Annotated in this window: 9 protein-coding genes and 1 pseudogene; 2 read left to right on the plus strand and 8 right to left on the minus strand. The window is 46.7% G+C overall.

Annotated elements, in window-relative coordinates; translation table 11 throughout:
• Positions 1-108: 108 nt before the first annotated feature.
• The 6 genes and pseudogenes from BQ5462_RS08570 to BQ5462_RS08595 form a co-directional block, all read right to left on the minus strand.
• Positions 109-1,038 carry a site-specific integrase gene (locus BQ5462_RS08570; RefSeq protein WP_071142916.1) on the minus strand — a complete coding sequence of 310 codons (930 nt, stop codon included), beginning with the start codon at positions 1,036-1,038 and terminating at the stop codon, positions 109-111.
• A gap of 39 nt (positions 1,039-1,077) precedes the next feature.
• Positions 1,078-4,254: a type I restriction endonuclease subunit R, EcoR124 family gene (locus BQ5462_RS08575; RefSeq protein ID WP_071142917.1), complete on the minus strand. Its 3,177-nt coding sequence runs from the start codon at positions 4,252-4,254 to the stop codon at positions 1,078-1,080.
• Positions 4,255-4,363: 109 nt separating this feature from the next.
• Positions 4,364-5,239 carry an IS3 family transposase gene (locus BQ5462_RS11730; protein WP_143037990.1) on the minus strand — a complete coding sequence of 292 codons (876 nt, stop codon included), beginning with the start codon at positions 5,237-5,239 and terminating at the stop codon, positions 4,364-4,366.
• A complete protein-coding gene (locus BQ5462_RS11735) occupies positions 5,206-5,784 on the minus strand; it encodes a helix-turn-helix domain-containing protein (RefSeq protein ID WP_071141584.1) in 579 nt (192 codons plus the stop codon). Before BQ5462_RS11735 ends, BQ5462_RS11730 begins: the two co-directional genes overlap by 34 nt.
• 81 nt (positions 5,785-5,865) lie before the next feature.
• A pseudogene (locus tag BQ5462_RS08590) lies at positions 5,866-6,402 on the minus strand (restriction endonuclease subunit S); the annotation flags it as partial.
• Between the two features lies 1 nt (position 6,403).
• Entirely contained in the window at positions 6,404-8,977 is a 2,574-nt protein-coding gene (locus BQ5462_RS08595; protein WP_071142919.1) for a type I restriction-modification system subunit M, read from the minus strand.
• 391 nt (positions 8,978-9,368) lie between these two features.
• Between BQ5462_RS08595 and BQ5462_RS08600 the strand changes: the two genes are divergently transcribed.
• Both BQ5462_RS08600 and BQ5462_RS08605 read left to right on the plus strand, forming a co-directional pair.
• Entirely contained in the window at positions 9,369-9,611 is a 243-nt protein-coding gene (locus BQ5462_RS08600; RefSeq protein ID WP_071142920.1) for a helix-turn-helix domain-containing protein, read from the plus strand.
• Positions 9,612-9,716: 105 nt separating this feature from the next.
• Positions 9,717-10,193 (plus strand): DNA replication protein, encoded by a 477-nt coding sequence (locus BQ5462_RS08605; RefSeq protein ID WP_143038043.1) that lies wholly within the window; start codon positions 9,717-9,719, stop codon positions 10,191-10,193.
• Positions 10,194-10,213: 20 nt separating this feature from the next.
• On the opposite strand, the gene BQ5462_RS08610 is transcribed toward BQ5462_RS08605, so the two are convergent.
• Both BQ5462_RS08610 and BQ5462_RS08615 read right to left on the minus strand, forming a co-directional pair.
• Positions 10,214-10,417: a hypothetical protein gene (locus BQ5462_RS08610; RefSeq protein ID WP_071142922.1), complete on the minus strand. Its 204-nt coding sequence runs from the start codon at positions 10,415-10,417 to the stop codon at positions 10,214-10,216.
• Positions 10,418-10,610: 193 nt separating this feature from the next.
• Positions 10,611-14,360, minus strand: a complete 3,750-nt coding sequence (locus tag BQ5462_RS08615; protein ID WP_076978301.1) for an ESPR-type extended signal peptide-containing protein — start codon at positions 14,358-14,360, stop codon at positions 10,611-10,613.
• Between the last annotated feature and the right edge of the window lie 41 nt (positions 14,361-14,401).

A 14,401-nucleotide genomic window follows, 5' to 3' on the forward strand; every position in this document is an offset into this window, starting at 1 on the left:
TACACGGAAATATCTATTTTTTCTCCATGATTCTTTCTGATTGGCAGGAATCCAATCAAGCTGCCGGCACCGGTTGCTTTTATGTCAATCCCCTTCATCAGCCATATATTACAACAAATTAGCCAATGAACGCATCACCAGGTCAATATCCTGATTTTCCAGTTCCTGGATAATATGAAGATATGTTTTCTGCGTAGTCGTCATACTGGCATGCCCCAATCTGCGAGCTACACTGGCGATGGAAACACCGGCAAAAAGCAGCAAAGAAGCATGAGTATGCCGCAACCCATGGATTGAAATTATTGGAATCTCTAATCTCTTACAGTGCCGTTCCAGGATGTTGTTCACAGTGGAATTATACACTTTTCCTTTATGGATGAAGAAAGGCACTTCCTTTGGCAAAGAATCAGTCAATACAGCAAATTGCATCACTGTCTTCCAGTCAATCTGGATCTTGCGTATAGAAGACCGATTCTTAGTCGGCAAAAAGCCTCCATTGCCTTTATAATTCCACGTTTTGTTGATGCTGACTGTTTGATGGGCAAAGTCAAAATCATCTGGCGTTAGTGCCAAAGCTTCAGAAAATCGCATTCCTGTTTTAGCAACCAGCAGGATGAACCAGTCCCAGTTTACTCTTTCACCCAAATCCAGATGTTTCAGGAGTGTGTGGAGTTGAAACTGATTCAGATACTTGATTTTCTTCTCTCTCGGAGCCATTCCCTTAATAATAACTTTCCTGGTAGGATCCCGTTGGATAAGCCCTTCATCCACAGCGTCCAAAATGGCGCCCTTCAATTGATGATGGAAATCCATGGTTGTCTGACGCTCATGGTACTGGGCATAATCATTAATCAGCTGTTGATAAGCAAGCCTTGTCAAATCCTGCACCCGTAATTCTGGGAGTAACCGTTCCAACCAGGATTGGGTCATCTGATATTTCGCCAGAGTCACCGGCCGTACGGCTCCTTCTTTGTACATGGTCACCCAATGGGCATAGTATTCTCGAAACAGCTGTTCCCCGCCTTTTCGCTCCTGCATAAGTGTACTCCTTTCGTACTCCTATGCTGATGAAGGGGATTACTTATCCAAATCCGGTGCATCCGGCAGTTTCTTTCCATCAGAAAGGAAGAATTCCTTCAAAATAGATTCAGCCATATTGTTGACTCTGAAAGGAGGCACCTTTTTCCCTTCCAGTGCCGTTATATAGGTAGCAGCATCTTCTTTCACAATGTATTTTTTCACGTCATCGAACCGTCCATAGGCATTGTAATTTTGTTCATTAACGTGAGCATCCAGCATTTGGCAGACCACTTCTTCCGGAATCCCAAAATACTTTGTAACTTTTCCCACCTGCCGTTTTCGTTCCGCATTGGCATACTGATGGATATAATCCATAAACGTGCAGTCTGGTTCCATACGAACGTCCCCTGCTTCCACATCATGGAGGAACAAATTGGCATACTTCTGTTCTTCCTGAGACAAGGACGCAAAAGCCTTGTGCAGTTGCTCCAGCGTCGTCTCTTTTTCTGCAGGATCCACATCTGGCTGGGTCAGGATCTTTCGATACTTTTCAAATCGGGAATTCAGATATTGGGAATCAATCAATCCGGTGGAAAGTTCCGTCAGATAAGGATCGATGGCAAAAGTGGGGTCCACACCGCCACCTCCACCTGAAGGTTCATTCCGCAGTTCTTTGTACCGTTCCAGAAGTATCTTATACTGTTCCCGGGTCGGAATGACAGAAATGGTTCCCGTTTTCTCTCCCGTATCCAGATCCGTAATCGGATATTCCTGTGTGTCCCAGGTAAAGCCCTGGATTTGTGCCGCCTGCAGATAAGTAGAAAATTCCCGGAACAGCTTGGCAAATTTGCCCCGGACTGTATTGTCTTCCGGAAGCCGTTCCATATCAGGAACGCCAGCTTCCCGGAAGACCTGCGCCATATCCTGGAATCGTTCATTCATGTGCTGTAGATTTTGAGGTAAATGGTCAGCAAACAGACCCCAGGGCTTATCCCCGGAATACAGTTTCATGGCGTTTTCAATATTCTGTTTCATAGTATGAGGATACCGGTAATACCGAATGGAACCAAAGGGTTTTTCATTGATGTTGTATAGTCGATTGGTCCTGGAAAAAGCCTGGATCAAATTCTCATAGGTAAGCATCTTATCCAAATATAATGTATTGATCCATTTGGAATCAAATCCCGTAAGCATCTGGTTCACCACAATCAGCAGATCCAGTTGCTGTTCCTTTTTGCATCCTCTATAAGGGGCTTTATGGGACAACCGGGCAGCTACGTCCTTTTTAAACCGATCATATCCTGCCAAATCAAACTGCTGCTGATAAAGATTGTTATAATCCTGCAGCATGTCTATGAGCCCATTTTCCTTGGATAAAGACCGCTGACCTCCTTTGTTGTCAATGGTAGGATCGAACAGCCCGGTCACTTTCAGCCGAGGTGCTTTGGCTCGGAATTTTTTGTAGTACCGGATGGCTTCCGGAATGCTGCTGGTGGCAAAAATGGCATGGAATTGTCCTCCCTGGCTCAACGTCATCCAGTTCTTCAGGATATCGTCCACCACTGCATTCTGATACTCGTCCGTTTCAAATTGGGCTTTTGGTACATAATCTTCAATGCCCTTGATCCAGTTTCCATCATTCCCTACTCGTCCTGCCATGGGAACTTCATTGGGACGGACAAAACGGTAATAGATTGCTTTTTTGGCAGGATCTGCCAGGGCTTCCGCCACGGTCTGAGCTTTGGCTTCCTGCAGCCCCACCTTTTCCCGCAGGGCTTTATCCGGGTAAACCATTACCATCGTTGGATCGAATCCAAGCACATTCTTGTCCCGGATTCCATCTGCAATGCTGTACCGGTGCAGTTCATTGCCAAACACATCTGCCGTAGTGCTGAGTGCCTTTTCGTTTTCCTGGAATACAGGAGTGCCTGTAAAGCCAAAGAATAGGGCATGAGGGAAGGTCGTTTTGATATTGCTGAGCATTTCTCCAAAGGTGGACCGGTGACATTCATCCAGGATAAAGACTAAGCGTTTTTCCCGGATTTCTTCCAGATCTTTTTCCCGCCCTTTGGCCATGCCGTCTTCCCGTATTTTGCTCATCTTTTGGATGGACGAAACAATCAGGGTATCTTTGGGATCATTGCTTTTCAGTTTGGTCAGCAGGGCAATAGTATCTTCTGTTGCCTGCACGTCATCTGCATCATCAGCAAAACCCCGATATTCCTTCAAAGATTGGGTTCCCAATTCAATTCGATCCATAAGGAACACGACCTTGTCCGCATCCTTGGAGCTGGCAATCAGCTGGGCACTCTTGAAAGAAGTCATGGTCTTCCCGGAACCGGTGGTATGCCACACATATCCCCCAAGCTGGCTTCCATCTTCCCAGTCATTTTTGGCCACCCGGTCGGAAATCTTGGTGGAAGCATAGTATTGGTAGCTTCGCATAACCTTCAGGATACCGTCGCTGTCATCGGCAACCGTATAGAATCCAATCAACTGATGGGCCATAGGAATGGATAGAAGTTCAGAAGCTATACGCTGCCAGTCATTGATTGGTTCATTATTGAAATCTGCCCAATGGAAGTAAAAATCCGGATTGAAATTTCCCTCTGGACCCGGATTGGCATAGTAGACCGTTTCTTCCGGATTCATGGCCACGAATACCTGCACCAGTGAAAACAGCCCTGTAAAAACCTGTTCCTTGGCATATTTCGCAATCTGATTGGCTGCTTCTGATACGGGAACCCCGCTCCGTTTCAACTCAATATGAAACAAAGGCATCCCATTGATCAGCAGCATCAAATCTCCCCGCCGATCTTGTCCCAGGAGATTTTTCCGAGCGAACTCCGGCTGTTCCACAATCTGATATCGGCTTTGGCCCGCGGCAATTTCCAATCGGTCGTAAATCTTTAAGCTCACTTCTTTACCATAATGAAGGGCATCCTTAGGATTTCTCCGAGTAATGGAAACCGTCTTGCCATTGATGAATCCGTTCAGTGCCAGAGGCGTCCGCAAAGAACGAATTTGGTCCAGCAGCTGGTCCATTTCTTCTTTATTGAGAGGGACCCCATTCAGCCGGTCGATATTCTGATTGTTTTCATACAGGATATCCGCCCAGTTCTGGATCAGGTCCTGTTCCGTCGGATGATGAAGGACCTCTTTGGCCCATCCATGATTTTGCAAAGCCCGTATCAAAGCGGACTCAAAATCAGCTTCTTTCGTAAATCCACTCATATTTTTTGGCTCCTTACTGTATATATATCCGTTTAGATCAAGATCGGTGATGTGACCCCAAAAAGTTAGACCTTAGTAACGAGATGGTTTTTACCGTCTCGTTACTTTTTTATGCTGCCTGCAAGGAAAGCCTGTATTGAACAGGACTTTTCCAGCCCAGTTTTTCCTTGATTCTTTGCTCGTTATAGTATTTGATGTATCGTTCGATAGCGCCTTTTAATTCTTTGTAGCTGTAGTAGGTCACTCCGTAATATATTTCCTGCTTCAGTAAGCCGAAGAAGTTTTCCATTACAGCGTTATCATGACAGTTGCCTTTTCGAGACATGCTCTGAAAAATTCGTTCGTTTTTTAGTCTTTTGGTATAGAATTTCATTTGGTATGCCCAGCCCTGATCGGAGTGAAATGTTCTTCGATACGGACAATCAGCAGTAATTTTGATTGCTTTGGCTTGAGCTTCCAGTATGCTGTTAGCCGAAGGATATTTGGCTATTCCATAGCTGATGATTTCATTATTGAACATGTCCAGGAAAGGATCCAGATAAAGCTTGCGCAGAGTCAAATGTCCCTGTGAATCTGCTTCATAGTATTTGAATTCTGAAGTGTCGGTCGTAATCTTCTGGTGAGGGATATTCGTCTCAAAACGACGATGTATCCTATTTGGAGCAATGGTTCCTACCTTACCCTTATAGGAGCTGTATTTACGGCTCTTCCGGGTAAAAGATGTTACCTGAAGGCTCAGTTTCTGCATGATACGTTGAACTTTCTTCTTGTTCACGCAAATCCCTTGGTTCTTTAGCTCACCGGTCATGCGACGGTATCCATAATCTTTATGCTGGCTGCGGATTTCCTGTATTTTCTCCTCTACTTCCTGGTCTGGATTCTCGCGGTCAAACCGTTTCTGCCAGTACATATAGGTTGCTTTGGGCATTTGCGTATAGGAGAGAATGTCTTTCAACTTGAATGATCCTCGGAGACTGGAGATGATTTTCGCAACTCTCTCATTTTTGCTTCGTCCTCTAAACGCAGTCTCCTCAGTTCTTTTAAAAAAGCATTCTCTATTCGGAGTTTAAGGTTTTCATTCTCTAACTCCTGGACATGTTCCACACTGATGTTGACCATCGGTTGTTGAACCTGGGTATCTGTTTTTTTGGGTTTTGATTGGCTCAAAGTCTTTTTCCTACCTTTTTTATGTGACCGTAACGCATCCGGCCCCGCAATTTTAAATTCATTGACCCATCTGGAAATCAATGACGGATTGTTGATTCCTACACGAATTGCCAATTCCTGATATGAGATTTCATTTGTTAAGTAAGACTCTACCACAGAAAGTTTTTCTTTGAAAGAGTATATTTTTTGAGAGCGAGATCTCTTCAGACCATTATCTCCAAATGCCTTGTAAGCAGCAGCCCACTTTAGCAGCTGGCTGCTACTTGCCATCCCATATTTACGTGAAATAGAAATACACCCTTTGTCACTGTTCAAGTATTCCAGTACTATTTTTTTCTTAAATTCATAGCTGTGTCTTGCCATAAAAAAACTAACCCCCAATTGTTAGATTTTTGGTCTAACAATTGGGGGTCAGCTCACGGATCAAAAAGCACTTTTTTGCATACGCTGATGAAGGGTGATGAGGTGATTGATGCTATCTAAATAAGCACCGATTTTTTCTTGTTCCTGTACAGAAGGTATCATCACTTCTGTTGTCAGGATATTATCGTTGTAAAGTCTTTTTATCGTGCTTCCTTCAATTCCTGCCCATTGAATCACTTCGTAAAGATACTTCAAAAATAGATTTACAATCGATTTGTCATGTCTCAACCAAACAATATTGGAGTCCTGAAAATATGCGTCTTCTCCTGTATATTCAACAGTTCTTCCAATACTTCCTGAAGCGGAAATCAAAATATCTCCCTTTTCCGGATAAGGATACATTTGCTTATACTCATTAAAAAGCTCTCTTGGAATATAGGCGTCAGGAACGCCACCAAAAGTCCCGATTTTATAAAATGGAATATCTACTTTTTCCGATGTTTGATCTTTAAAAATCCGCTTACACATGGCAACGGCCCCGAAATCCCCCAACTTACGCTGTTCCCAATCGTCTGTGAAGCCTTTGAATCTTAGTGCCGGTTTTTTCTTTAGGGCCATTTTATTTCCCTCCCAGAAGTTTCTTCAGCTCTTCAATCCCTTTCAGATCCATTTCCGGTCCAGTCAGTTCTCCCAGCATCTGGATGAGCTCATGCTCCGTTTGTTGGATGCCCTGTTCCACATCATCCAGAGTTTCAGCATATTTTTCATTCAGGTCCTGCAGCTTATGAATCAAGGATTCCAGCAGATTGACAGGCAATTGCGCCAATTGGGTAGAAATAGGCCGTATCCATTGTAAATCCAACAGATGGATGATTTCATCCGGAGTCAGATTATGGATCTTTTCCCGAGTCTGTTCCACCAATTTCTCTTCGCTTTCTTTAACTGCCCGTTTCAGGCTCTTTTCTTCCTTATCAAGACATTCCACCTGCTGAAGGGTCTTCAGGGCCATTTCATTTTCTTCCGGATTTTTTTTCAATTCTTTCAACAAAGGCGATATATTCTTCACTACAAAAGCATCGCCATTCTCATTCAAAGCAGAGGCTATGCTCTCTTTTTCTTCTTCCCCCATTTCATCCAATAGATTTTGGATTGCTTCGGGAATTTCCTGTAGCCGGTTCTGCTTGTTATGCAACTCGATCAATTGGTCCTGCAGATACGTCTCCTGTACCAGGCTGAAAGCCAGCACATGTCCCTGCCAGCCTTCCTGGACTTCTGCTTCCTTGCCATTCTTCTTTTTCACCACCATATGAGGGTCTACCTGATTGGCAGCAGAAAGTCCCTCTGCCTGGAGGATTTCCAGATCGCCGACAATCCGTCCATACTGGTTATGGAATAATTCATAAGCTTCATAGGGATCCAGAAGAGGAACTGTGGAAAAATGACGGAAAAGTTCCTGGGTGACATCTTCTTCCGCCTGGGCAATGGAAATTTTCTCCATTCCGTCAATCAGGGTATGGTGCAGATATTGGGGGAAATCCTTGAAATTCTGGGTAAATTTTTCTTGAAAATCTCTTACGGCCAGATTGTTTTCCACTGTCTTTCGGATATCCGGATTTTTCAGCTGAGCGTATCCCTGACAAGTGACAAAAAGCTCCTCTTTTAAAGTAGGGAACGTATCCCAGTAGGGCTGGAGTCCTGCCAGCTCGCTTTCCGGGATACCGCCAAACATGGTGGCATAGATATCCCAGCTTTCCGTAGGCTCTGATGAATCCACATACCGCGGAATATTCAGATTGTAGTCATTGGCACGGATTTCTTCTCGGCTCACTTTCCGGGCATACTGGGGTACATCCCGCCGGCTGATGACTGTATCCACAATCCGACGAATGTCAGAAGCCCGGAGCTTGTTATTTTTTCCTTCTTTCACAAAACCCTTAGAAGCATCTACAATCAATACATCCGTATTCTCCCGTTTTTGCCGCAGTACCATGATAATGGTAGGAATCCCCGTGCCGAAAAAGATATTGGCCGGCAGGCCGATTATGGCATCGATATGATTGTATTCCACCAGGTTTTTCCGGATGGTTCCTTCCTCGCCGCCCCGGAAAAGGACCCCATGGGGCAGGACGATATTCATTATGCCGTCCGGTTTAAGATGATACAGGTCGTGGAGTAAAAATGCATAATCCGCCTTGGATTTGGGAGCCAGTCCAAAGCGAGAATACCGAGGATCGTTGTCTTTACCGCTGGGATCCCATTGCTGGCTGTAGGGAGGATTCGAGACCACCGCATCCACATAAAGCGGTTCGTAAGTCCCGGTGGGATCACTGTCATCAAAATAGGGCCAATCTTCTTCCAGTGTATCCCCATTCCTGGCAATGATGTTGGCAGGCAGGATACCTCGCATTACCAGATTCATACGGGTCAGGTTATAGGTATTTTGTTTCAGTTCCTGGGCATAATACCGGATTTTGTTGGCATCTTTCATATACTTGGCCGCTGCATGCCCTATGTTGATCAGCAAAGATCCCGACCCTGATGTAGGATCATAGATGGAAATTTCTTCCCGGCCCTGAAGATAGTGGGCAATGATTTCTGACATCAACTGAGAAACTTCATGGGGGGTATAGAATTCCCCGGCTTTTTTCCCGGCGTTGGCTGCAAACTGACTGATTAGATATTCATAAATAAAACCCAGCACATCATAATCCTGTTTCCCATCCATGGGAATATCTTTGATTAACTGAAGCAGGTCTCGCACCGCTTTGGTCTGGGATTTGGTATTTTCTCCCAGTTTGCTTAACCCGGTTTCCAGTGTATTAAAAATTTTATCAAATACCAGTTTATGCGTAGGAGAAATCAAACGGGTAAAAGAACTGAGAGCCGTACGGACATTGTCTACAGTAAAGTCGCTTCCCATGCTCAGCCAAGTAGAAAACATGTCTTTATAAGCAATAAAATAGCCCAAATTGTCCTGGACCATTTGAACCGTTTCCGTATCTTCCTCGTTCACATAGTCACGGATATCCTCCGGACGGTAATCCCGCTGCAGCAGATACCGTTCTTCTTGGTCGGACAGATATTTATAGAAAATAAATCCCAGTATATAATCTTTATATTCATTGGCTTCAATTTTAGACCGCATCTTATTGGCGCTTTCCCAGATTTTGGAAGCCAGTTTTTGTTTATTCATTTTGATATCTCCTTACTTTGCTAGTTATTAATAATTTTTTATTTTGTCTAAGACTTTATCATGGCTGATCGCCAGTGCAGCCACTACATTGGCTGTTTTCAATGCGTCTCTCCATTGTTAATACTATGGTTTATTATATCATGGACGCTGTATAAATTTCAGGACAATAAAAAAAAGCCGGTATGTGTCAACAAGTTCCCGGTAAAACCTTTCTCCCGGTATAGTGATTCATTATGGTAGGGCGCCTACATGGAGGACAAATACCGGTTTCCAAAATACTCTGAAAGAGGCCATTTGTGGCCGAACGGTTTACTTTTTTGTATTATTCTGTATAATCAGAGTTGTGCGTATGGAAAATACACATTCTATACCCTAATTCTTAGAAAGGCAGATGACCATCCAAGTGAACGCAGTACGAAAACTGTTCCTGTGGCTGAAATCCTCAGGCATCACCATCAAACGATTTGCAGAAAGTTCGGGCGTGTCGGAACGGACACTGAGACGCATCAAATCGCTGCTGCATAAAAAATCCAGCTATCGTCCCTCCCTGGCTACCCTGAAACAGATTGAAAAGGCATCTGAACTGACGCTGAAGGAGCTGATGACCATCTACGATGATCTGGAGGCTGCCTGACGGAAGGCCTTTTGTTTGCCTATAACAACCGGGTTCCCAGTGGACCCGGTTTTTTCATGCTTTTTTCAGGATCTTCCCTGTTTTCTATGAAAGGAGTCTTGTCCGATGGCGCTACGTCGTATGTTTGCCAAATCGGTGATCCGCAGCTCTCATTTCATGCGGATGCCCATACACACACAATTTTTGTACCTGCAGATGCTGCTGGATGCGGATGATGATGGGTTTATTTCCAACCCGGAGCTGGAAGTGACCATCGCCCACTGCAGCCAGGAGGACCTGAAAAATTTGATCGACCGGCATTATGTCATGATGTTCCCCAGCGGAATCGCCCTGATCCGGCACTGGTTTCTGCACAACTACATCCGCCGGGACCGGTATCAGGCATCCGTGTACCCGGAAAAGAGAATGGTGACCCTGACAAAGGAACGGGTCTATGTGTGGCTGGAAGAGGAGGGTGATACAAAAGCCCCTGGGGTTCCTCCCTTCGGAGCTCCACCCCCTTTGGGCAACGAAGAGGACTTTCCCGGGACCGGCTGCCCGAAATTGTCTGACAATGGGTATACCCAGTATAGAGTAGAGTAAAAAGAATAGAGCAGTTTAGTTTAGAGCAGTACAGATAAGAGCCGTGCTGTCGTTGGACCGTACAGGTATCTGGAGATGCAGAAAGGAGAACCTGCCCATGGAAGAAAATCGTTACCACCACCCTCCGCGAAAAAAAGCGGATTCATTTCTTCACAGCCTTTTTTCTCGATCCGACCAGGCGGGTCGATCAGGATGATCGGTGCGAGAACCCATCCACCATCCATTCGGCTGGTCCCCCTTCCCTTCCAGGGAAGGACAATAGCTTTGTGTCCCCCTGGAAGGGGGAAAGGGCCCGCTTGCGGGTAGGGGGTTCGCACACCTCTCTACCTTTTAAAGCCGATGTTACCCGTACTATCAAGGACAATTTAAGGCAAAAAAATCAGGGCCGCAGGTGCGGTCCCGATTTTTTCATCCGTCTTACTTTTCTTTCGCCAGCAGCTTGCTGACCATTTCTCTCAATTCCTTGATCTCGTTGCTCTGCTGTTTCAGCTGGGCATCCTGCTGGGCCACAGTTGCCCGCAGGGTGGTCACTTCCTTGCTGAGCAGGTACTTGTTGCTGGTGGTGTGGTTCTTGGGCCCAAGCTTGAAGGTTACGCCGGCGTTAATCATGTTCTCGCCGTTGCCGAAGTTGGTACCCATGCTGAACATCACGTTCTCATCGGGCCGATAGAAGGCACCGATGGCCATGGCGTTGGCATCCCGATAATTGCCGTAGCCCACAGCGAAGTCCCACTTGTCGTCCGGGTTAAAGTCCTGAGGATGCAGGGCTGCCAGAGCGGCGGCACCGGCCCCCACTTTGTTGATCCGGCTGTCCAGGTCGTTCACCCGGCCGTTCAACCGGTTAATGTTCGTGGTGTTGTTCTGTACGTTGCTTTCCACGCCCTTCAACTGGCCGTAGTTCACAGCGTCCGTATCGGCGGTACCGGCTGCCACATTGGTGATCTTGCTGCCGCCCGCATCGATGCCGTCCTTGGTCATGGACGGACCACCGGCAATGGAGACACCATTGCTGGAAATCGTGGTATCGCCTGCGGTCACCTTATCCACGGTGATGGCCTTATTCAGGGAAACCTTATAGTTGGCCGGTTTGGTGGCATCGGTTTCGGTGTTGGCCACGGTGATGTTGGTATCGTCGCCAACAACGGTGCCTACGCCGCCATCTTTGCCGTCTTTACCGTCTTTGCCATCTTTGCCATCTTTGCCAGCAGGTCCTTGCGGTCCAACTGCACCATCCTTGCCGTCTTTACCATCTTTGCCAGCAGGTCCTTGCGGTCCAACTGCACCATCCTTGCCGTCTTTACCATCTTTGCCAGCAGGTCCTTGCGGTCCAACTGCACCATCCTTGCCATCTTTACCATCTTTGCCAGGGTCACCTTTGAAATCAGGGTCGCCCTTCAGGGCATTTTTATCCAGGGATACCAGGACGCGTTTGCCTCCTTCTGCGTCCACTTCATCTGCTTTCAGGCCGTCGCCGAAGTCAAACTGCAGGCTGCTGATGGTCGGAGTGGCTACAAGGCTGCCGGCCGTGTAGCTGCCGCTGCTCCCCTTGCCGCCGCTGTAAATGTGGACGGGCAGGCTAGCCACACTCTTCAACTGAGCCACGTTCACGGCGTCGGTATCCGCAAACCCGGCCGCCACACCCGTGATCTGGCGGGTATGGGTCCCATCGCCTACAGAAACCGCTGCCCAGGAGGATTTCCAGGCCTTGTCAGCCGATTCGCTGGCACCCTTCTTCAGAGGATCATAGCCTTCCACGTCTTTTTTCGTAGAAGCCACAGACCCGCTGCCAAGGGCCACGCCGCCATCCTCTTTCACGTCGGCATTGTGGCCGATGAGGACGGCGTCGGAAGCAGAGATGGTCAGTTCCTTATCGGCAGAACCCAGGATTACGTTGTTCGTCCGGTCGGTCAGTTTGTGGTTGTCGCCCAGCACCAGATTGGATTTGTTCGTATCCACGTTGCTGCCGGTGAGAGTATTATGGGAACCGATCACATAATTGTTCTTGCCGTTTTCCACTTTATTGTAGAAGCCATCCACGTAGTTCAGCTGGGTGGAGGTCCCTTCTGTGTATTCCTTGTCGCTGCCGGTCACCGTGTTGCCCACGCCCACAACCTGAGTCATGTAAGCTTTATCCACGGTGTTGCCGCCACCCATGACCATGACCTGGGCCCCGCTGGTGGGAACGGCTGCCTTCAGGGCCTCGTTCAGCTGCTTCGGGTCCTTCAGGCCCTGCATGATGGCACCGGCTTTTTGAACGTCGATGGCCCGGTAGGAATTGGTGACGCTGTTCCCGGCGCCGTAGACCATAGCCGCGTTGGAATCGGTGGTCACGTTAGCCTGCCCTACGATGCTGTTGGCGACGCCGCTGAAGGGCTGGGAAGCACTGGTGTTGTCGTTAAGGTTGAACATACCATAGGAAAGGGCTGCCGCACCGCGGAAATCATTGCTGCCCGGCTGAGCTGCCTCATTCATGATGCCGGAGAAGGAACCGGTTACAGTGGAGGCAATGCCGCCCGCATAGGTCATGTACCCGGCTGCCAGACCGGCGAATTCCTTGGCCCCTTTGTTATCGTCGTTAAGGTACTGGGCATATTTTTTGGCCGCATCCCCAAACACATTCGGTGTTTTTTCATTGACGCTGTAATATTTGGTCCGGGCCTGTTTCAGCTGGGCCACGTTTACAGCATCCGTATTCTGTGTGCCAGCTGCTACGCCCGTGATCTGACGAGTCTTGTTCTTAGAAACATCACCGACGGAAACGGCAGCTGCCGTCGATTTCCAGGTGCCAGTGGTATCAGTCTGATGGTCACCATTTGCCGGGTCATAACCGACTTGATCCTTATCGATAACAGCTACGGAACCGGCACCAATGGCTACACCGCCATTTTTCAGTACATCTGCATTATGGCCAATCATGACGGCATCGGCAAGTTTTTCCTGATGTGTAAAACGATTTACACTTTCCTTTGTACCCAGAGTTCCATCTGTGTTATATCTCTTCTGAGTCAGTTTCCCATCTTGTGATCCTAAAATGATATTATTACTACCATTCTTCATCTGATGGAAGTCACCAATGACGATATTCGATTTATTGCTGCTTACATCATCACCAGAAATGTCATTTGCCATACCAATGACATAATCATTCTTTGCATTTGTGAGATTATTATAGAAACCATCTACATAGTTCAGTCTTGTTGCCTGCTTATTAAATGCACTATTAAAGGCCGTAATATAACGTTCATAGTTTTCCTCATCATCCTGTAATTCCGGAGGAGTGAAAGTGATATCATCCCCTTGTACTTTATTGCCCACACCCATCAGCTGCGTCATATAGGCTTTATCTGCTACGTTGCCACCGCCAATAGCCATGACCTGTCCACCGCTCTGTAAAACAGCTTCGCCGACTTTATCTGTGAACGATTCCGGATTCTGATAAACGTCGGAATTCATGGAAGCAGCCAACATATTAATCGGTACATCGCCTCTGTACGAGTTAGTAATCTTATTGCCAGCACCGTAAATCAAAACACCGTTAGAATCCTTTGTCAGATTCCCCTGTCCAACAATACTATTAGCTGTCCCACTGTACCATTTTGAAAAATCGTTAGATGATTTAATTGGAGTGTTTAAATTGAAATTAAACGATCCTACAGATACAGCAGTAGCCCCTTGAGGAGATAAATCTTCATCGTCTCCATCTTTAACTTTATCATTTTGAATTACAGAATATGAGCCGATAACAGTACTTGCGTCTCCAGCCGCATATGTACCATATCCCGCAGCCATTGCATAATACGATTTTGCGCCATCATTATTTTTATTTGTATAATGTTTTTCAAACTCTTCATTGTCGAATATAGCACCTGGAGCAGAATCATTGACACTGTAATACTTCGTCTTCGAAGCATCAACGGTATTGCTGATAGCTTTGAGCTGTGCCACGTTGACAGCATCGGTATCGTTAGTACCGGCTGCCAGAGCCGTTCCAAATGTCCCCAGGCTCAATACCCCTGCCGCCAGCACAGCGGCCAGCAGGCTGGTGCCTTTACGGCTGCCCACCACAGCACCCTGGGAGGTTCCCTTTCCGTTATTTTTGGCCAGCTCGGATACCACCACGTAGCAGTTACGTACCTTGCTGTAAATGACTTTGTAGATTTTGTTCATCAGACTGCCTCCTTTGAAACTATATCTAGTTCGACTATACA

This window comes from Acidaminococcus timonensis, from assembly GCF_900106585.1.
Classification (GTDB): domain Bacteria; phylum Bacillota; class Negativicutes; order Acidaminococcales; family Acidaminococcaceae; genus Acidaminococcus; species Acidaminococcus timonensis.